17 protein-coding genes are annotated in these 19830 nt (G+C 43.6%); 11 read left to right on the forward strand and 6 right to left on the reverse strand.

The genetic code is table 11. The features are described from left to right. Positions 1–134: 134 nt before the first annotated feature. The 3 genes from L2W36_RS04545 (at position 135) to L2W36_RS04555 (ending at position 4606) form a co-directional block, all read left to right on the forward strand. On the forward strand, positions 135–1190 hold the full coding sequence (locus L2W36_RS04545; protein WP_198558050.1) for a porin: 1056 nt from the start codon (positions 135–137) through the stop codon (positions 1188–1190). A 171-nt stretch (positions 1191–1361) separates the two neighbouring features. Further along, positions 1362–2057 carry a YccT family protein gene (locus L2W36_RS04550; RefSeq protein WP_236109435.1) on the forward strand — a complete coding sequence of 232 codons (696 nt, stop codon included), beginning with the start codon at positions 1362–1364 and terminating at the stop codon, positions 2055–2057. Positions 2058–2311: 254 nt separating this feature from the next. Next, positions 2312–4606 carry an efflux RND transporter permease subunit gene (locus tag L2W36_RS04555; RefSeq protein WP_236109436.1) on the forward strand — a complete coding sequence of 765 codons (2295 nt, stop codon included), beginning with the start codon at positions 2312–2314 and terminating at the stop codon, positions 4604–4606. Positions 4607–4871: 265 nt separating this feature from the next. Here L2W36_RS04555 and L2W36_RS04560 read toward each other — a convergent pair whose 3' ends face one another. The 3 genes from L2W36_RS04560 to L2W36_RS04570 form a co-directional block, all read right to left on the reverse strand. Next, a complete protein-coding gene (locus L2W36_RS04560) occupies positions 4872–5750 on the reverse strand; it encodes a TonB-dependent receptor (RefSeq protein ID WP_236109437.1) in 879 nt (292 codons plus the stop codon). 142 nt (positions 5751–5892) lie between these two features. Continuing rightward, a complete protein-coding gene (locus tag L2W36_RS04565) occupies positions 5893–7227 on the reverse strand; it encodes a DUF4397 domain-containing protein (protein ID WP_236109438.1) in 1335 nt (444 codons plus the stop codon). A gap of 148 nt (positions 7228–7375) precedes the next feature. Further along, entirely contained in the window at positions 7376–7819 is a 444-nt protein-coding gene (locus tag L2W36_RS04570) for a dCMP deaminase family protein (RefSeq protein ID WP_006074386.1), read from the reverse strand. Positions 7820–8119: 300 nt separating this feature from the next. Here L2W36_RS04570 and L2W36_RS04575 point away from each other — a divergent pair, with 300 nt between their 5' ends. Then, positions 8120–8899: a tetratricopeptide repeat protein gene (locus L2W36_RS04575; RefSeq protein ID WP_198558047.1), complete on the forward strand. Its 780-nt coding sequence runs from the start codon at positions 8120–8122 to the stop codon at positions 8897–8899. A gap of 81 nt (positions 8900–8980) precedes the next feature. Here the strand turns inward: L2W36_RS04575 and L2W36_RS04580 are convergent, their stop codons facing one another. Further along, positions 8981–9904 carry a 1-aminocyclopropane-1-carboxylate deaminase/D-cysteine desulfhydrase gene (locus L2W36_RS04580; RefSeq protein ID WP_031495093.1) on the reverse strand — a complete coding sequence of 308 codons (924 nt, stop codon included), beginning with the start codon at positions 9902–9904 and terminating at the stop codon, positions 8981–8983. A 449-nt stretch (positions 9905–10353) separates the two neighbouring features. On the opposite strand from L2W36_RS04580, the gene arnB reads away from it, so the two are divergent. The 7 genes from arnB (at position 10354) to arnF (ending at position 17951) form a co-directional block, all read left to right on the forward strand. Beyond that, positions 10354–11514: a UDP-4-amino-4-deoxy-L-arabinose aminotransferase gene (arnB, locus tag L2W36_RS04585; protein ID WP_006074389.1), complete on the forward strand. Its 1161-nt coding sequence runs from the start codon at positions 10354–10356 to the stop codon at positions 11512–11514. A 3-nt stretch (positions 11515–11517) separates the two neighbouring features. Continuing rightward, positions 11518–12516 (forward strand): undecaprenyl-phosphate 4-deoxy-4-formamido-L-arabinose transferase, encoded by a 999-nt coding sequence (gene arnC, locus L2W36_RS04590; protein ID WP_006074390.1) that lies wholly within the window; start codon positions 11518–11520, stop codon positions 12514–12516. Positions 12517–12540: 24 nt separating this feature from the next. Next, complete coding sequence (gene arnA, locus L2W36_RS04595; protein WP_198558046.1) at positions 12541–14523, forward strand: bifunctional UDP-4-amino-4-deoxy-L-arabinose formyltransferase/UDP-glucuronic acid oxidase ArnA; 1983 nt, start codon at positions 12541–12543, stop codon at positions 14521–14523. Beyond that, on the forward strand, positions 14523–15437 hold the full coding sequence (arnD, locus tag L2W36_RS04600) for a 4-deoxy-4-formamido-L-arabinose-phosphoundecaprenol deformylase (RefSeq protein WP_006074392.1): 915 nt from the start codon (positions 14523–14525) through the stop codon (positions 15435–15437). The genes arnA and arnD overlap by 1 nt, the downstream gene beginning before the upstream one ends. An 89-nt stretch (positions 15438–15526) precedes the next feature. Continuing rightward, a complete protein-coding gene (arnT, locus tag L2W36_RS04605) occupies positions 15527–17179 on the forward strand; it encodes a lipid IV(A) 4-amino-4-deoxy-L-arabinosyltransferase (protein ID WP_236109439.1) in 1653 nt (550 codons plus the stop codon). Then, on the forward strand, positions 17179–17526 hold the full coding sequence (locus tag L2W36_RS04610) for an EamA family transporter (protein WP_124939968.1): 348 nt from the start codon (positions 17179–17181) through the stop codon (positions 17524–17526). The genes arnT and L2W36_RS04610 overlap by 1 nt, the downstream gene beginning before the upstream one ends. Further along, on the forward strand, positions 17526–17951 hold the full coding sequence (gene arnF, locus L2W36_RS04615; protein WP_236109440.1) for a 4-amino-4-deoxy-L-arabinose-phosphoundecaprenol flippase subunit ArnF: 426 nt from the start codon (positions 17526–17528) through the stop codon (positions 17949–17951). The genes L2W36_RS04610 and arnF overlap by 1 nt, the downstream gene beginning before the upstream one ends. A gap of 23 nt (positions 17952–17974) precedes the next feature. Here arnF and L2W36_RS04620 read toward each other — a convergent pair whose 3' ends face one another. Next, positions 17975–18610, reverse strand: a complete 636-nt coding sequence (locus tag L2W36_RS04620; RefSeq protein ID WP_236109441.1) for a sugar transferase — start codon at positions 18608–18610, stop codon at positions 17975–17977. A gap of 10 nt (positions 18611–18620) precedes the next feature. Then, the gene (locus tag L2W36_RS04625) at positions 18621–19808 is read right to left on the reverse strand and encodes a glycosyltransferase family 2 protein (protein ID WP_236109442.1); all 1188 of its coding nucleotides are present in this window, start codon (positions 19806–19808) and stop codon (positions 18621–18623) included. Positions 19809–19830 lie beyond the last annotated feature (22 nt).

The following is a 19830-nucleotide window of genomic DNA, read 5'->3' on the forward strand; positions in this document are numbered from 1 at the left end:
GGTTTCGAGATTTAAAGACGCTGAATCAACCAAAGGACAAAAGGTTGTCGTTCTGAAGGAAGGTTTAGACGTCACATATATTAAAAAAGGGAACCGAAAAGGAATTCCCATCTAAGAAAAGGCAGTGGATTATCATGAAAAAAACTCTAGTAGCTCTAGCTGTACTAGCAGCGGGTTCTGCGCAAGCAGGTATCGAAATCTATAACGAAAACAAAGTTACTGTTAACCTAAAAGGTGACATTGAAGTCGTTTACTTGAAAGATGTGACTGATGGCGCTGAATTCCAACAGCAGATTCAAGACGCAGACTTTGGTTTTGATACTCGCTACGCAATCAACGATGACCTTCAGTTTGGTGCATATTGGGAATTTGATGGCGCAAACGACAGTGTAACTAAAGGCACAAGCAAAACAGTTGAAGCTGGTAACACTTACGTAGGTGTTTATTCTCAAGCAGCTGGTTCTTTGATCGTTGGTCGTCTTGACTCAGTCCTAGATGATGCAGGTATTGGCTCAGATTACCAATTTGGTGTGAACTCTTTCTTCTCTAAAGGTTCTCCATTTGGAGCTGACGAGTCGGTTCGTTACGACCTTGATAAAGGCATGTTTTATGGTGCTTTAGCGTATAAGCAAGACAAAAACGGCAACGCAAGTCTTGGTAAAGACGGTTACATGTTCGATGGTAAAGTTGGTGTACGTGTAGCTGATTTTGACTTTACAGGTTTCTACGGCAATGCAGATTTCTCTGGAGATGATGCACGTCTAGGTGGTTCAGAAACTAAACTTGAAGGTAAAGAAACTCTTTACGCAGTAGAAGGTCGTTGGGCTGGTGTTGAAAATCTAAACCTAGAACTAGGTTACTACAACATGAAGCTAGATCCTACTGGTGATGAGTCACTTACACGTCAAACTTACGCGTTTGCTGCAGACTACACTATCAATCAAATTATCATCGCAGCAGGTGTGAGCCAATCTAAGTATGATGAAGACCTATCTGATGGTACTGCTAACGGCACATGGGATACACAAACTAACTGGTTTGTTAACGCTGGTTATCTTGTAGCTCCAGGTGCGACTGTTTATGCTGAAGTTGGTGGTAACGATGGTTACTCGAACCTAGGTACTACAGCTGCCCCAGACATCAAGCAAAATGGTACAGGTTTCGCAGTTGGTGTTAAAGCTGAATTCTAATAGCTGAAACTAAGATCTTATATATTGAAAGAGCCACCTAACGGTGGCTCTTTTTTATGCGGGGAATCAACATTTTATGGCCAATTATTCTTAAATATGGCTATTTTAGTACAAAAATCTGTGGCATTCTAAAGCCATAGCCCAATTGTATTTTGTAAGGGAGTAGGGTCTGTGAAAAAAAGTATGGTGGTCGCGTTAGTTGCTCTTTGCTATTCATTTTCAGTCAGTGCAGCGACACTCATTCCGTTGAAAGGTGTCTCAGTTTTTTTCATTAATGGTCAGGAAGCGGATAATAGAATCGGGGAAAACGAGCTGGTACCCGGAGAAAACCAAGTCGTCGTTAGAATGGATAAAAAGGTGGGTAAGGGAGGCAGTGCAAGTGTATATACTTCTGCTCCTTACGTTATCACATTCAATGTTTCTGGTGATGAAGTAAAAATCAATCATCCGGTTGCCAGAAGTGAGCAAGAGGCAAAAGCCGCATTTAGAACAGATCAACCTGCCTGGCGCATCACACAAGACGGCAGTACCCTTTCCTATTCCCAAGAGAAACTTCAAGCACAAAGCGGTTTCTTACCTTATATGAAAATGGATGAGCTGATTGCAGCACACAATGCTGAAAGAGGTATTGTCTTCGATAATGGTCAAATGACTAAGGCGGAACAAGCTGCTACAGCAACCATAGTGACAACAGCTGCGGTAGCAACTTCTAAGGATGTTACTGCTGTAAATAATAACGTTCCGAAAACTACAGTAAAAGCTGAACCGACAAAAGCAGAAAATGTCGAGCAGCTGAAAGCTTGGTACCTTAAGGCCTCAAAAGAAGAACGTAAAGAATTCCGCAAGTGGATGATTGATCAGGAATAATCACTTCATGTGATGAATATTACAAAAAGGAGGCGTCTGCCTCCTTTTTTTATTAGTCGGGTCTGACAGGAAGTTAACCAACGTTTAGCGATTTTAGGCTATCATTGCTTTAACTAACGTTTGCCTCAAATCTTACCGTGAACCGATTTATCTCTCATATTCTTCGCTTTCCTAAACTAACACTTTTTCTCGTCCTTTCTCTGACCGCCCTTTGTGCTTGGTATGGTCAACAACATTTTAAAATGAACGCGGATTTGTCTACTCTAGTAAAACAAGAGGGGCAATGGGTTGAGAACTTAGCAACATTAGATCGCACGTTCCCTGATACTGGGAATGTCGTATTGCTTATTACTAGTATTAGCGACCCGCAGTTAAAGCAGCATGTTGACGATTTATCGGACGCCTTAGCAAAAGAGGCTTTGTTTAAAGACGTATTCGCGCCAAGCTCACTGTCTTGGTTTGAACAATACTCGCTGGGCTTCTTTTCAGATACAGAATTTCAACGTTTATTAGAGACAGCACAGGATGAAATTGCCCCCGCAGCTCAAGCAGCAAGAGCACATAACATTAACCAATACTTTGGCTCCCTCGATAAGCAAGATAAAGCATCCCTTGGACCTCTGCTGTCAGCGATTGATAGCAAAGTAGTGGATTGGCAACAATTATTAAAAACTAACATAGAGCTACCTAAAGCGTTTGCTATTACGATAGTGGCTCAGCCTGACGAGACAGTAAAAGAGCCCAATAGGGCGATAATAGAAACTATTCACCGTGTTATCGAATCTCAGAATTTACCGAATGACATCAAAGTCCAAATTACTGGCCAAGCAGCCTTAGACTTTGATGAAATCGCCGATGCGAACAACAGTATTACTATTGCTGGATCTGCGTCTTTGTTAGGTTTGGTTCTAATACTCGCTATTGGCATTCGCTCTCTACGTGTCATTCTTGCTTGTTACGTAACAGTACTAGTCGGCTTAGTATGGACATTTGCGGCAGGTCTATTTGTTGTTGGTTCTTACAATACGATATCCATCGTATTTATGGTTATGTTTATCGGTTTAGCCGTCGATTTTTCCATTCACCTCTGTTTGCATATTCATGAACTGAGAACGAGAGGTGATAGTAATGTGACAAGTTTGAAAGAGGCAGCAGCCCATTCCATTAGACCGCTTACACTGTGTGCTTTATCTTCGGCCCTAGGGTTCTTAAGCTTCTATCCTACTAGTTACACTGGTTTAGGTGAATTGGGCATTATATCTGCGTTGGGTATGATTTTAGGTCTAGCCGCCACGTTTATCATTATACCGTTGTTCTTCACTTTGTTTGGGTATCCAACCGTGAAGCACCAAGTGGATACTCACCGATTTGTATGGTTAGGAAAAAAACTGAATGAAAACAAAAAGCTGGTAGTCGCAGCTTCATGCCTTCTTGCTGTCGGTATGGGGTATGGTGCAACACAATTTAAATTCGATTTCTCGACATTGGTTCTTAAAAACCCTAATTCCGAGTCGGTGGCGGGCTTAAATGCACTTCAGCAACACGGTCTTGGTTCGAGTTACCAATTGTATGCTATAGCAAAGGATCAGCAAGAAGCTCAGCAGTGGAAAAAAAGGCTATTGAATCAGACGAGCGTTCAAGACGTAACAATTGCGAGTGATTTTATACCTAATAATATCGAACAGCGATACTCACAACTAAACAATGCTATAAATGCTCAGTCAGTCGACGAACCAATGGATTATGCCGAATTTAGACAGTCTGCATTGTCAAAACATTGGGTTGATGCTGAGAAATTACCTACAAATATTGACACCCAGAAAGTGACAATGGACCTCTTTGAAAACCTTTCATCACTTGCTAATAATCGAGAAACTAAGCTTGTCGCTCCGACAGTCAGTCAGTTACCAAAATCACTTCAACAACGCTACATTGCTAATAGTGGAGAGTGGTTGGTTGCCGTTACTCCCAAGGGAGATATGACAAATGTTCATGAATTAGAACAGTTTATCTCCCAGGTGAAAAAAATCGCTTCTAATGCAACAGGACGTGCAGTAGCAGAGCAAGAAGTTGGAAGCATTATTGTCCAAGCGTTTCAAGCCGCCATCTTGATGTCGGTATTTGGTATTGCACTGATTTTGATTTGGACAGTAGACAAGAAGCGTGATGTTATTTTGATCTTTATTCCGCTTGGCCTAGCTGCAATCACCACTTTAGGCATGATGCATTGGTTTAATCTATCAATGAACATGGCCAATATTATTGTCATCCCTTTGATATTTGGATTGGGAGTCGATAATGGTATTCACATCGTTAAGCGTTTTAGAGCCGTTAGAAACATCGATGCTTTCTTTAAAACCTCTACACCTAAAGCGTCCTTGATTAGTTGCCTAACGACACTCGCCACGTTTGGAGCGCTAATCGTCGCAGAACATAGAGGGATGCATTCTATTGGCTTAGTGCTAACCATCGCACTTAGCTGCATCTTGGTATTTAGTTTGGTTTTACTACCGGTATTACTAGAACTAACAAAGAAAAAAGCGACATAATCGGCGCAAAGACAAGGCCAAAGCCAAAAAGGTGTTCATCCCTGCGCAGGCAGGGATCTACTTAAAGCGCGCATTCAGTTCCGTTGCAACAAGCCCCCAGCTTTCGTAGGTAATCAATCACCTGAAGCGACCCTAGCGAAGAAGCAATGTCATTCCTGCGCAGGAATGAATCTATTCAAAGCGAACATAAGCTCAAATTAGATGCAAATTCCATTATTATCTAATTAAATCGATGCGTTAGATTTCTCTTTAGCAATCTCGGTAGCTAGAATCTCGCATCCAAAGTAACAAAAAAGCTTTTACGTTGCCCCAAACCCATTTCACTTATTAACACTAAGTTGGGTGTAAATTCGTATTGAGCACCGACGAGAGTGTTCCAGTTATTTGCCAGCGTTTGTTCGACCCTGAATTTTGCACCGTCGTTAATCAACCAATTTGGAAGGTCTCCCGCGAACGGTAAGTCCTTAATGTTTCCTGTAAGAGTTTGTTCTATATTTTGATATTGAGCGCCAACCCAAGCTCGTAGTTTGAGATCTGTATTTCTGGAAAAATCGTAACCGATACGTGGTGAGACGACAATGGAGTCGATTTCTCCATCAATCACAGTAAGCTTGGTTTTCGTATAGCTAGCATCCACTAGAGCGAAAATATTCTCATAACCCCCGGCAATCACAGTGCCTGTCCCGTATAAATATCCATCTAAGTCGAGCCGAAAAGGAATATCTTCATTGGATAGGTTGAGGCCCTTATAAGAGATCGATTTTATCGTTGTTTCCGAGTAACCGTTTAGCTTCCCTCCGATAACGTATACGTTAAGAAAGGGAAGCAGCCAGGCATCTGCTTTCAATGTTAATACGCTGGTATCTTGGTAGCCTCCTTCGGTTTCAATCGAGAGATCTTTAGAAGCAATCGGAAACCCTAATACCTTTAGGTTTTCAAACTGAATGGAATCTATATTAATGTTTTGAGACACATTCATATACCCCAAGCTAAGTCCAACCGCTTCGGGTAGAGTATATCCACGCTCTTCTGCTTCCTTCTTAAATAGAGGTAGCTCGATGGCGTTCGCTGAACTTAGACCTAGAGAGATTAAGGCAGAAGTGCTTATGGCACGCTTGAAAACGGTAACAAGAAAATTGGTCATTTAAGGACTTACTATTGGCTCAAATTATAAGATCGCGGATTGTAGTGGACTAAAACATATATGGGAAGAGAATTAGTGGTGAGTCTGAGCAAAAAGCCCGCTAAATGATCATTGCGGACTTTGGTTAGAAGCGAACTTTTAGTTATTTGTCGACATTGAGGGCAATTGAGTTTTCAGTTGCGAACGCTGTCGCGACGTTACCATTAGCTAGTGTGATTCCAGAAGCAGACAAGAGTACGTTTGTCGTTCCAGCGGCTGCGACGGCAAAATCATAGGTTCCAGCATTGACCTCTAGTACAGCGGTATCTTTAAAGTTGACGCCTTCCAAAACAACGGTGTTCGCAGAGAATCCGGTGCCTGCTACTGCTGCGTGAATATCAACGGTGCCTGCAACTGGATTTGCGTGTAATACACGTAGTTTTGCGTAGGAGGCCACACTTCTGAGATCATCTTCGATCACCACAGGTTCAATAGATTGATCCGAAAAACGTCCCACGGCAAAAATTGTCGTTTCCGAGCCAGCAGAAAATAATGTTCCTGGAGCTTGAATTGCTTCTGGTGTAGTTGCTCCAGTAGGGGTGACGGTTAAGTCATACGACGAAGCGGCCAAATCAAGGCTTTTGATTTTTTCAAAACCAATAACATTTAATCCTGTCACTACGTTACCTGATGCTCGAACGTCGACGTCACCGAGGTCGGCAACGGCATGACCTACTCGCACCGTTGCTTTTTCTCCTGTGCTACGCAACACGCTGACAGCGGAACCGTCAGCAACCAGCAAATTAACAGGTGATACTATTCCTCCACTGACATTTGGCACAGCGGTAACCATTAGATCGCTGCCACCGTCTAATGTCAGGGTTCCACTGTCGTAAACTACATCTGCATCAGTACTCTTTCCAGCCAGCGTAATTCTAATGCGATAATCACCCGCAGGTAATGTAACTGGGAGCTGAGATTCGTCTTCTTTGAAAGTAAGGTCTGAAACAGCGATAGTGCTGGCACTAATACTTGGGTCTGTCGTCAGGTGAATATCGACGCCACCAACTCCCGGATGACCATGTAATACGTCCAATCGCACGGATTGAGCATCTGGACCGCTTGTCGAACGTGACAAAATCACAGGCTCGATTGCGTTAACGTTATTTACCGCAAAAACGTCATACTGCATGTCTGGTGCAAAATTGACAGCATTAGCAGTGATGACATCCGCGGTCGTATCTCCTGCCAATAAACCTCTGACGATGAGGTCGTGATTGCCCGCATCTACAGTAATTAGCCCGCTGCCTTGTTGATAATCCACTTCAGAAAGTCCGCTGGCGATAGCTCCGTCAAGTAATATTGAAACCTGCGGTGCATCAGCACTAGCATGCGTTACACGAAGTTGAGAAGTAGGGGTTGAGTCGTGAGAGTCGCTTCCACAGCCAGCTAGGAACGTTGCTGCAGAAGCAAATAGTGAAAGTTTGACGATGTTCATGTTAAGCCTCATTGTATTCATTATTTGCAATTTGGCTTACGGTTTCCCTAGGCTATCAGTTCATTGCGTGTAGAGTAATTAGCTCTTTAGTTAAGAATAAGGTGGCAAGTTCTAAACTAAAAGATAAGCACTCGGACTGCTATGATTTCTAATCTAGTTGTTCTAAAGGTAGCCAATTTACATGAACACCTGCTTGCTCAAACATGTCTTGGCTCAGTGAAATTTTTTCACCCCAACGAGACAGAAAGTCTTCCGTTTGTTGCGGACAGTGCACGACCGAAATACCAGTTTGAATAATCTTTGCAGCGCAATTAGGGCATGGGAAATGGGTAACCCAGATCTCACAGCCGTCTAAATCTCTCTTTGCAAATAAAATTGCGTTCTCTTCAGCATGCAGAGTTTTGAGATATTTGGTTTCTCGTTCATCGACTTCTGCACTATCAGAAATGCCATGGGGATACCCATTAAAGCCGACAGAAACGATTCGATTATTTTTGGTAATAACGGCACCAACTTGCGTCGATGGGTCTTTACTCCAGGAACCAACCAGTTCCGCCATCTGAATGAATCGTTTCGCCCATTTAGAGACCATAACTACTCCGTTCTTTATCTAATTTGACCAATTAAAAATCTTTTCTGAGTGTACAAAACTTACTAGGGTAAAACGAGGGATTTCTGTAAACGATTGCAAGGCTGAGCCTTGTAGGCTCAAATAGGGCGGGACTTGAAAAGGCAAACGATATATTTGTGCTTAGTTTGCGTTCAACCCACAACATTTTTGTGACTAATACGAAATTCTTTGTCAGAGTATCGCTAATTCTGTTTTAATTAGTCAGAAGATTATTAATCATATGGCAGAATTTGACGACGTCTTTAAGGATAGGAATAAACAATGCGAAAAACACTGTTAGCGGTTTCCCTATGTGGTCTGTGTTTTAGTGCAGGAAGCCTTGCGTTTGTAAAAGATTGGTCAACAGTGAGCGTAAAAAAAGTTGAGCAAGGTGCCAAGCAAGGCGATCTATTTGCTCAAATAGAGTTGGGTGACCGCTATGCTGACGGCAATGGTGTCAAAGAAAATGACGCCAAAGCGGTGGAGTGGTATCACAAAGCGGCCAAACAAGGCAGCGAATCCGCCATGTACAAGCTAGGCATGATGTACGACAACGGTCATGGTGTAAATTACGATGCCAAAGAAGCGGCGTCATGGTTCGAAAAAGCGTCTCAAAAAGGTAGTGTTCAAGCCCAGTATTATTTGGCTGGTATGTACAAATGGGGACGCGGTGTTCCCAAGAGTAATAGTAAGGCAGTAGAGTATTATCAATTAGCTGCTGAACGCAACTTTGATGTAGCACAGAATAGTTTGGGCGTAATGTATGCTAAAGGGCTGGGCGTCGAGCGTGATGATCTTGAAGCAGTAAAGTGGTATCGAAAGGCTGCTGAGAACGGATACGCTTATGGGCAGCGAAATTTGGCTTATAAGTATTCATTAGGAGAGGGCGTAGAGCTCAATAATGTAGAAGCTTATGCTTGGGCCTCTGTTGCATCTACTAATGGTTATGCGACGGCGGAAAAGCTCCGTGATGATTTAGCGCTCAAGTTAAACGCGGACGAGTTACAGCAGGCTCAACAGAAAGCAAAGCTTTATTTAGAGTCGTACTCTTCGCATCAATGATAGAGCGGAGCCTTCTTAGAAACAAAAATGAGGAGCTGTAGCTCCTCTTTTTGTTTCATGTTGCACCGCATTGAGGCTGAACTACCACTCATTTTTTGGTGCGTCGTATTTTCTGCGATAGCGGGGTAGCATGGTCTCATTACCCAGTATGCCACCTTGGTGAATGTACAATAGAGAAACATCTGGGTTATCACTTAACCAAGGTAGTAGGCAACGCCACATCATTGGGTCGTAAAGTAGATCAAACTCTACGTGGGTTTCAGCTTGTAGTAACCGCCAGATCTCATAATCTTCTAAATACAGCTTGCCAAAGTGATGTTTGTTTTCGAGCTCAAGAATGGTCGGGTAATAAGAAAAGTTACCAAGCTCGTCAAACTGTTGTATTAAGTAATCTTTACCGCCCACACAAGGGCAAGTAAGAACCTCAATACCTTGGGGGGCGAGAACTTGTGCCAAATACAGAGCTGTCGTTCCAGTTCCTGAAGGTAATGCCACTTTAATCTGCTTGTTTTTTTCAAACCTCGACCAACTTAGAATTTCCTCTGCTAACTGCACGATACCTTGACGGGCTGATTGAAAGCGTCCCCCCTCTGGTACGATATAGCTGTCAGTAGAATTGGCGAAGTTGGCTTGTATATAGGCATGCGGATGCAGTGCGTTGGGACCTAGTAGCTCTTTGAGGGAGACTATCTCTGCACCAAGCTCTTTAGCTGCCCTGTAGTTACCATTAGGGTTTTGGTCTAACCATTCTGGTTTGTGATCAACAAAATACTTGAGCTTTATACCTTTTATTTTAGCCAGCGCAGCCAAAGAGGTTAAGGAGTTTGCTTGAGCGGAGCCCCAACCAATGAGTTGAGTAACGTTCGTCAAATCTGTTTCAAGCAACTCAGCGAACTTCCTCGCCTTATTGCCGTTGAAATGACTATGTAGCAAGTCATCTCGCTTCAAATGAAAATCGTGTCCTTGAAACTGATGTTGTGTCACAGGACTGTTATTGAGGTTCACGATCATACCTGACTCAAAAAAGTGGACGCTGATTCTACCTTCTCACCATGATAGACACAAACAGAGCACATACAAATGATTACATTGGCGAGCCATTAAATGTGGCAGAATAGCGTGTTTTCTTAGCTTAGCTTAGAAAGTGTGAAACAAGAGTCAGCTAAATTTACATAAAACTGACTTAGTGCCCTGAGTGCTATGCTGATTAGATAAATCATAGGATTTTCACTGTTAGGACAAGAATATTTATCGATAAGTGGCACTTTAGTAAATATTATTGTTAATTTGCCGATACACACATAGGTGTGGGTTATATTTGCGGTAATTATGTTCTAAAGGTCAATGTTTTGTATTGCTAAAACGCATCGACCCTTTTAATTCTTTGAACGCCCTAGTAAACTTTGTTGTCCTTCTTCGTGTCAGAGTACACGATTTAACTGTGAGTTTAAAAAATGAGCCAGCCTTTTCTCCCTTTATGTAGACCTGCTGTAGATGAGCAAGACATCCAAGCCGTGGTCGATGTCCTTCGTTCCGGGTGGATCACCACGGGTCCCAAAAATGCAGAGTTAGAAAATAAAGTGTCTGAACACACTGGTGCTCCACATGCCGTTGCTCTTAGTAGCGCGACTGCAGGTATGCATCTAGTATTGTTGGCTTTAGGTATCGGTCCTGGAGATGAAGTTATCACTCCATCACTTACTTGGGTTTCTACCGTCAATATGATTACGCTTGTTGGAGCAAAACCAGTATTCGTAGATGTTGATGCTGACACCTTGATGACGGATGCTGAGAAAATTGAATCACTGATCACTAGCAAGACGAAGCTTATCATCCCGGTGCATTATGCTGGGGCATCGCTTGATCTTGACCCTATTTACCAGTTAGGTGAGAAGCACAATATCCCTGTGATTGAGGATGCGGCTCATGCTTTAGGTACCGAGTACAAAGGCAAGCCAGTGGGCAATCGTGGTACATGCCTATTCTCTACTCACGCAATCAAAAACGTGACGACGGCAGAAGGTGGTGTACTTACCACGCATGATGCTGAATTAGCTGACAAAGTGCGTCGTTTAAAATTCCATGGTCTGGGCGTTGATGCTTTTGATCGTGAAACTCAAGGACGAGCGCCTCAAGCAGAAGTCGTGGAGCCTGGCTTTAAATACAATATGCCAGATATCTGTGCAGTGTTAGCGCTTGGACAAATGGATCGAATTGCAGAAATTACCGAAAAACGTACGCAGTTAGCGCTCTCTTATCGCAGTCAGTTGGCGTCTATCAAAGGTGTCACGCCACTAGGCTTGGCTTCTCATGAACATAAACACTGTTGGCACCTAATGATCGTTAGAGTAGATCCTGCGGTTGCAGGCCTAACGCGCGACGATCTAATTGCCGCACTAAAAGAAAAAGGTATCGGAGCAGGTATTCACTTCAAAGCCTGCCATACACAAAAATATTACCGCGAAAACTACGCGGAATTGTTCGGGGCGATTAACCCTGATTTACAGAATACAGAACGTAACAGTAATCAAATCTGCTCACTACCGCTATTTCCTGATATGACTCAGGATGATGTTGAACGTGTAGTTAGCGCCGTTTCAGAAATAATTGGGTAAACCATGAAACACAATCAAGCAATCAACTTTGTCTCTATCGTTATTCCGGTATACAACGAAGAAAACTGTCTACAAGAACTCATTGACCGTACGACCAAGGCGAGTGATAGCCTAGGTAAAGATTACGAGCTCATTCTTGTGGACGATGGAAGTCGTGATCGCAGCGCGGAAATCATTGAAGAAGCATCAGCGAAAGAAGGGAGCCATGTTGTTGGCGTTATCTTGAATCGTAACTATGGCCAACATAACGCTATTATGGCTGGCTTTGAGCAAGTACGTGGTGATTTGATCATCACACTTGATGCAGACCTTCAGAATCCACCAGAAGAAATCCCTAACCTTGTAGCAAAAGCTGAAGAAGGGTTCGATTCTGTGGGGACAGTTCGTAAGAATCGTCAAGATAGTGCACTTCGTCGTTACCCATCAAAGCTTATCAACAAGCTAGTGAAACGTTCTACTGGCGTAGAGATGAATGATTATGGTTGTATGCTTCGTGCGTACCGCCGACATGTTGTTGACGCAATGCTTGAGTGTCACGAGCGCAGCACGTTTATTCCTGTGCTAGCGAATGGCTTCTCTCGCCACACCACTGAGATCGATGTGCATCATGATGAGCGTGCTGATGGTGAGTCGAAATATAGCTTTATGAAGCTTATTAGCCTAATGTTTGACTTGATCACCAGTATGACAACAGCGCCATTACGCCTGTTGAGCATTGTTGGTGGTGGTATCGCTGCGGCAGGTATCGCGTTTGGCGTCATCCTTATGTTGATGCGCATTATGTTTGGTTCTGAGTGGGCAGGTGATGGCCTGTTTACTTTGTTTGCTATCCTATTTGTATTTGTTGGTGCACAGTTTGTGGGTCTAGGCTTACTTGGTGAGTACATTGGTCGTATTTACTCTGATGTAAGAGCGCGCCCACGTTTTTACGTGCAAGATGTTTTAGTCGGTGAAGCCACTAAAAATGCACGTGAAAGCGACGAATTAAAAAATAAAGAATAAGATTTGTATTTAGAGGAATATTCCATGAAAGTAGTAGTGTTTGCCTACCACAATATCGGTTGTACTGGTATTCGTAGCTTGCTAGACGCGGGTGTAGAAATCGAAGCAGTATTTACTCATGTTGATGACAGCAACGAGAACGTGTTTTTTGACTCTGTAGCGAAACTTGCAGCAAAGAACGGTATTCCAGTTTACGCACCTGAAGACGTGAACCACCCACTATGGGTTGAGAAAATCCGTGCGATGAAGCCAGATGCACTGTTCTCTTTCTACTATCGCAATATGATCAGCCAAGAAGTGCTAGATATCGCTCCTAAAGGTGGTTTCAACCTACATGGCTCTTTGCTTCCAACATACCGCGGTCGTGCACCAATCAACTGGGCATTAGTTAACGGCGAAACTGAAACTGGTGTAACGCTGCACCAAATGGTTCAGAAAGCGGATGCTGGCGATATCGTTGGTCAAGAAAAAATTGCTATCACTGACGCTGATACGGCAGAAACGCTTCATAAGCGTATGAACACAGCATCTAGCGATCTACTGAGCAAAGTGCTTCCAACTATCGTAGATGGTTCATTCAAAACAACGGCTCAGGACGAGAGCAAAGCAACTTACTTTGGCCGTCGTACTCCTGCTGACGGTGAGATTAAATGGTCTAACGATTCTCGTACCGTATTTAACCTAGTTCGCGCGGTAACAGAACCGTTCCCAGGCGCATTCACTTTCCTTGGTGAGCGTAAGCTGACTATTTGGAGCGCGGAAGCAAGCGACAAAACATTTGATGTAACTCCTGGTACTATCGTTTCTACTACACCATTAACGATCGCTTGTGCTCAAGGTTCACTGATTGTTAAATCTGGTGAAGCAGAAAACGGTCTATACCTAGGTGGTGAGCAGCTAGCTGCTGAGCTTCACCTTGTTGAAGGCATGCGCTTTGGTCCTCAAGCAAGTGCACTTATTAACGCTAAGAAGCGTCAAAAAGTACTTATCCTCGGTGCTAACGGCTTCATCGGTACTCACCTAACTAAGCGTCTTCTAGACGACGGTGGTTACGAAGTTTATGCAATGGACATGAACTCGAATCAAATCGAAGAGCACCTAAGCCACCCAGATTTCCACTTCGTTGAAGGTGATATCACTATCCACAACGAGTGGATCGAGTACCACGTTAAGAAGTGTGACATCATTCTTCCACTAGTGGCTATCGCAACACCAATCGAATACACGCGTAACCCACTTCGCGTATTCGAACTCGACTTTGAAGAGAACCTGAAGATCGTTCGTGCGTGTGTGAAGTACAACAAGCGCATTATCTTCCCATCGACTTCTGAAGTTTACGGTATGTCGACGGATCCTGAGTTCAACGAAGATACTTCACCACTGATCGTTGGTCCTATTAACCGTCAGCGTTGGATCTACTCAGTATCTAAGCAGCTACTTGACCGTGTTATCTGGGCTTACGGTAAGAAAGATGGCCTTAAGTTCACGCTATTCCGTCCGTTCAACTGGATGGGCCCACGTCTAGATAGCTTGAACTCTGCACGTATCGGTTCTAGCCGCGCGATCACTCAACTTATCCTAAACCTAGTTGAAGGTACGCCGATCAAGCTTATCGACGGTGGTGAACAGAAGCGTTGTTTCACTGACATCTCTGAAGCGATTGAAGCGCTATTCCGCATCATCGAGAACAAAGAAGGTCTGTGTGACGGTCAAATCATCAACATCGGTGCACCAGAAAACGAAGCGAGCATCAAAGAGCTTGCTGAGACATTGGTTGAGAAGTTTGAGAACCACCCACTGCGTGATCAGTTCCCTCCATTTGCTGGCTACAACCTAGTAGAAAGCAAAGCGTTCTACGGTGACGGCTACCAAGACGTTCAACACCGTAAACCAAGCATCGCAAACGCGAAGAAGCTGCTTGATTGGGAACCAAAAGTTCACATGAACGACACAATCGAAGAGACTCTAGATTTCTTCCTTAAAGGTGCAGTAGCAGAAGAGAAGTAATGGAACAGAATGAAGTCACTAAAGTCGGTCTTCGTATCGATGTAGACACTTTTAGAGGCACCAAACTTGGTGTACCTAAGCTACTCGAAATTTTCGAGAAGCACGGAGTGAAGGCTTCATTCTTCTTTACTGTTGGACCTGATAACATGGGGCGCCATATATGGCGCCTTTTGCGTCCCGCATTTCTGAAGAAGATGCTTCGCTCTAAGGCCGCTAGTCTTTACGGTTACGATATTTTAATTCGTGGCACTATCTGGCCAGGTCCTGTGATTGGCAAAAAACTTCGTCCAATTATTGAGGCGGCTGATAAAGCTGGTCATGAAATTGGTTTGCATGCTTGGGACCACCACAAGTGGCAGATGAAAACCGATACCATGTCACCGGAAGAGCTGCGTAGTGAGATTTCCAAAGGCTATAACATGCTGAAGGATATTACTGGTAGAGATCTGCCTTGTAGTGCAGTAGCTGGCTGGCGCTGTACTGATCAAACGCTTATTGAGAAAGATGCTTTCCCATTTAAGTACAATAGCGATTGCCGCGGCGATTCTATCTTTTCTCCAGGCGAAGGAATGGCACCTCAAATCCCAGTGACCTTGCCTACCTATGACGAGCTTGTCGGGCAAGATGGTGTCGACAACAGCAACTACAATGATGCTATTCTTAAGCTTATTAAGCGCGATGGTTTGAATGTTTATACAATCCACGCGGAAGTAGAAGGTATTGTTTGTGCTGAAATGTTTGAAGATTTGATTGTCAGAGCTAAGCAACAGAATATAGAATTCGTACCCATGATAGATCTGCTTGAAGGGGCAGAATCGCCACTTCCAAGTGATGCAATAAAAAACATCGAAATGGAAGGGCGAGAAGGGTGGCTAACACACCAAGCGTCATTTGTAGAACGCATGGGATTGTAGTCGCTTTTACGCCTTAAATGTCGCTGCATGTAGATTTGAAACTAGTATAAGCCCATGATGTCATGGGCTTTTATTCAATTGGATGAAGAATGCAACAATCACGAATTAACTGGGCGGTGTGGATACCGCTTTTCTTTATTGCGTTATACATACTACCGCTTGATCTGCGCCCACTGTGGTCACCAGATGAGCTACGCTACGGAGAGATCTCTCGCGAGATGGTGGCTTCCGGTAACTGGATAGTTCCTACCTTTAACGACTTACGTTACTTCGAAAAGCCGATCATGGGTTATTGGTTTAACGCCATTGCACAAGTTATTTTTGGTGACACCAATTTTGCTGTGAGAATTGCGTCGGCACTTGCTATGTTTGGTTCTGCACTATTTTTAGTTTCTCTCGTTGGCAGAATGACAGATCGCCGTCAAGGTTGGCTAACCGCAGGTGTGTTTCTTAGCATGTTTATGGTGGCAGCAATCGGTACTTATAGCGTACTCGATGGCATGTTGGCATTCTGGCTTACTGCTTGTTATGCAGCCTTCTATTTTGCAACGGAAGCGACCTCTACGAAACAGCGATGGTTACACTATGGCTTAGCAGGGTTCTTCTGTGGTTGTGCTGTTTTGACGAAAGGCTTTTTAGCGCTAGCGTTACCGGTTATTGTCGTTATACCTTACATGATTATACAAAAGCAGTTCCTAGAGATATTAAGATGGGGCTGGTGGGTGATGTTTGTTGCGCTTATCACTTGTTTGCCATGGTCTCTAGCTATACATGCAGCTGAACCAGATTATTGGAATTACTTCTTCTGGGAAGAGCATATCCATCGTTTCTCTGCTGAAGATGCGCAGCACGCTGCGCCGATATGGTATTATGTACCGTTCCTATTCTTAGGAACTCTACCTTGGGTATTTTGGGCTCCGTCTGCTCTTGTTCAGTTAAAGGGTGAGTTTTCAAAGCCACTTATTCGCTACTCTATTCTCTGGGCGGTAATGCCATTTTTGTTGTTCTCCTATGCAAGTGGAAAACTGGCGACGTATATCTTACCTTGCATGGCTCCAATTGCGATTCTATTGACCCATGGCATTATCAAAGCCTATAACACTAAAGCGAAAGGCCTAACAATAGGTTCGATTATTAATGGTTTATTCTTTGCAACGGTTGCTATTACATTAATGGTGATGTTCTTTATGGGTAAGCTACCTTTGGATGAGTCTGAATCTTATCGTCCTTGGATTGCGTTGTTCATACTAGGATTTTGGGCTAGCTGTGCTTTCTATGCAGCAAAAGCCAAAGCGTTCGAACACAAGTTTGTTGCGTATATGGTATCGCCTTTGGCTCTTTTCGCGCTGTTCTCTACCGTTGTTCCAAACACGACGATTGATTCAAAAATGCCAGCGCGTTTCATGGAGCAGCTAGCACCAAAAGTCACCGATGATATGGTTCTTATCGCTGACTACCCGGATACGATGTCAGCATTGAACTGGTACTTGAAGCGCAGCGATGTTTATCTTACCAAGGCAATGGGCGAAGTGGATTATGGTCTGAAATATGATGACTCGAAGCATCGCTACATTGAGTGGAATCAGTTAGATGACTTTATCAAAGAGAAACAGTTGACGGGTCCAGTGCTCTTACACTTTAGAGACCTACCGCCGTTGCCAGAAGGTTTCCCTGAACCAGATGATCACGTTGATCGTGGCCGTTATCATGCGCTGATCTTTAATCAAAAAGATGCCCAGTAATGACAGTACTGCTGTTTGTACTTTCAGTCGTCGCAAGCTCGCTTAGCCAATATTGGCAAAAGCGAGCAGCTATGTATTTTGAAGAAAACCCGCAGCTGTCCGCAGTAGGGAAGCTATTGAGCTTTCCTATGCTTCTTGGAATTGTCTTCTTGGGAACCAGTGCCTTAACTTGGTTGGGTGTACTGAGTCAGTGGGACGTATCAGTTGCTTACCCGTTACTAAGCGTTAATTTCGTTATCATGTTATTGGTTTCTAAATTTGCCTTTGGTGAAGTCATTCTGCCCAAGCAATGGCTTGGTGTAATGTGCATAATGATCGGCGTTGGGATTATTGGAGGAGCTGGTTGATGGTAGCGAAAGATCTTAAAACCGGCTTGCCAATTGCACTAGTGAGTGTCCTGCTAATATCTACTGCTCAGCTCTCTATGAAATGGGGAATGGGAGGGATTGCATCGCAATGGGACAGCATTGTTGTTTTGTTTGAACAGGATCAATTGCTTGAGCTGCTAGTACATGTGTGGTCAGCTTTATTTGGTGTTGGCATCGGCCTAGGATGCTATGCACTGTCTATGGCGTGTTGGGTAATGGCTTTAAAGCACTTACCCCTTGGGGTTGCGTATCCTTTGCTTAGTTTGAGCTATGTGATTGTCTACTTGCTAGCAGTGACTTTACCGTGGCTAAATGAGACATTTAGTTGGGTGAAGTTGTCCGGGATCGGTTTTATCCTCCTAGGGCTGACTTTTATCTTTACCGCGAAAAAGTCCAGCCAATAGGCCGGACTTTTTTTGTCTCAGACTTACCTGCCGCGTCCATCAACCATGATTTTTAGAGTTCTAAAGACAATATGAATGTCAGTGGACAGCCAAGTCTTAAATGACGACAGTGACAAGGCATAACTGTGGTCGTAACCAACCTTACTTCTCACATCTTCAATGCACGTATCATAACCTTGATTAACTTGTGCTAGTCCAGTGATACCGGGCAGGACGTCGTAAGTTCGTTCTACAAAGAATGGAATGTCATTCTCAAGCTTGTTATAGAAGTCAGGGCGTTCTGGTCTTGGCCCTATGAGCGACATATCGCCTTTGAGTACATTAATAAACTGCGGGAGTTCATCAAGTCGGGTTTTGCGAAGAAAGCGGCCTACAGGTGTGATTCGCGGATCGTCTTCTGTCGCCCATGTTGCGCCTGAATGGGATTCGGCATCCACATACATTGAACGATACTTGAGTACATAAATGAAATCCATTCTTTCAGGAGTCCATTTCCCTACTCTGAGCTGCTTATAAAATATGGGTCCTCTCGAGGTAAATTTAATTGCTAGCGCTACAGGTAGAAAAGTGATTGCAAGGATGATCATGCCAACACTAGCACCTACAATATCGAAAATTCGTTTTGAGAAGTGAATTGAGCGTCTTTCATAGTTAGTCATAATTATCCTCCTAGCGCGCGAGACGCTGCCATTTTCCATTTTCAAGTCCAAATAAGTAACGAAGCCCACCAATCAAGTTAGCAGTGTGGCCAACGATTAAGTATGTGATTAAACGAATGAGTCGCAGTTTTTGAAGAGGTGGGCAGTAGTTCGCTATTGCGGCAATAACGTAAACGGCTACCTGCGAATAAAACAGTACCAAGAAGATAGCGTTTGTTTGCGCCAACCAAAGTGACGAAATCAAGCATGTAATCATTAAGTATGGTGTAAATAGGCGTAGTCCTTTGCCCGAGAAAAAGGTAAATGCAGTCCGGCCATATTGCGGCGAGAATAGATCAAACAACATGATTACCTGTTGCATGTTGCCCGCTGAGATACGTAATCGTCGCCGAAAGTCTTGGACTGATTCAGTGGGTTCTTGCTCGATGGCATTCATATTAGGTGCGTATGCGGCTTGATAGTGATGGCGAACAATCCTCATCGGAATGATGAAGTCATCGTTGATTGTATTGTCCGGTAACAATTCAAATAGCGGTGTACGTATGAAATACAGCGCTCCATGTGCACCAATCGTAGACCCCATAGTGGATTCACGATATTTGATGTTGTTTTGGTATTGCCAGTAGTCTGACTCTCCGGTTTGACCGGCATGAAGCAGCTGATAGGTTGAGTTTACGACACCGATGTTCTGATCTTTGAAGAACTCACTGGCAATTAGAAGGGCATCTACGGAGATAATTGCTGAAACATCTGAAATGCAAGTAATATCACTGTCGACTTTCGGAATGTATCGGTTAAGGATCGCAACTTTCCCAGTATTATCTTGCTGATTGATAATTTCAAAATGGGTATCCGCGCATATGGCCTCTTGTATTGTTGACTCAGCGATATTAAGAGTGCTGTCTTCACTGCCGTCATCAATAATCACAATTTTCAGCTTATCTCTTGGATAGTCTAACGATGCGCAATTTCTGACTTTATCCGCTATCCACTGCTCTTCATTATAGGCAGGTATGATAATGGTAACCGTCGGTAGTACACGATCTCTACGAACGCAACGATAGCCTCTTGGTATTGCACCACTTGTGATTATTGGATGTCGATTAGCCCACCAGCGGAGAATCACTGGATATCCAGCATGGTGATACACTATGAAAAATGCGCTTAGAATGAATATTCCAATTAATACTACTTCCATATTATGTCCTTTCTATAATTAA

This window comes from Vibrio sp. McD22-P3 (assembly GCF_021568915.1).
Taxonomy (GTDB): Bacteria; Pseudomonadota; Gammaproteobacteria; order Enterobacterales; family Vibrionaceae; genus Vibrio; species Vibrio mediterranei.

Excerpts from the sequence above, each read along its gene's own strand:
- L2W36_RS04545 (WP_198558050.1), top strand. The coding sequence starts at position 135 with ATGAAAAAAACTCTAGTAGCTCTAGCTGTACTAGCAGCGGGTTCTGCG.
- L2W36_RS04560 (WP_236109437.1), bottom strand. The coding sequence starts at position 5,750 with ATGACCAATTTTCTTGTTACCGTTTTCAAGCGTGCCATAAGCACTTCT.
- L2W36_RS04565 (WP_236109438.1), bottom strand. The coding sequence starts at position 7,227 with ATGAACATCGTCAAACTTTCACTATTTGCTTCTGCAGCAACGTTCCTA.
- L2W36_RS04570 (WP_006074386.1), bottom strand. The coding sequence starts at position 7,819 with ATGGTCTCTAAATGGGCGAAACGATTCATTCAGATGGCGGAACTGGTT.
- L2W36_RS04575 (WP_198558047.1), top strand. The coding sequence starts at position 8,120 with ATGCGAAAAACACTGTTAGCGGTTTCCCTATGTGGTCTGTGTTTTAGT.
- arnB (WP_006074389.1), top strand. The coding sequence starts at position 10,354 with ATGAGCCAGCCTTTTCTCCCTTTATGTAGACCTGCTGTAGATGAGCAA.
- arnC (WP_006074390.1), top strand. The coding sequence starts at position 11,518 with ATGAAACACAATCAAGCAATCAACTTTGTCTCTATCGTTATTCCGGTA.
- arnA (WP_198558046.1), top strand. The coding sequence starts at position 12,541 with ATGAAAGTAGTAGTGTTTGCCTACCACAATATCGGTTGTACTGGTATT.
- arnD (WP_006074392.1), top strand. The coding sequence starts at position 14,523 with ATGGAACAGAATGAAGTCACTAAAGTCGGTCTTCGTATCGATGTAGAC.
- arnT (WP_236109439.1), top strand. The coding sequence starts at position 15,527 with ATGCAACAATCACGAATTAACTGGGCGGTGTGGATACCGCTTTTCTTT.
- L2W36_RS04610 (WP_124939968.1), top strand. The coding sequence starts at position 17,179 with ATGACAGTACTGCTGTTTGTACTTTCAGTCGTCGCAAGCTCGCTTAGC.
- arnF (WP_236109440.1), top strand. The coding sequence starts at position 17,526 with ATGGTAGCGAAAGATCTTAAAACCGGCTTGCCAATTGCACTAGTGAGT.
- L2W36_RS04620 (WP_236109441.1), bottom strand. The coding sequence starts at position 18,610 with ATGACTAACTATGAAAGACGCTCAATTCACTTCTCAAAACGAATTTTC.
- L2W36_RS04625 (WP_236109442.1), bottom strand. The coding sequence starts at position 19,808 with ATGGAAGTAGTATTAATTGGAATATTCATTCTAAGCGCATTTTTCATA.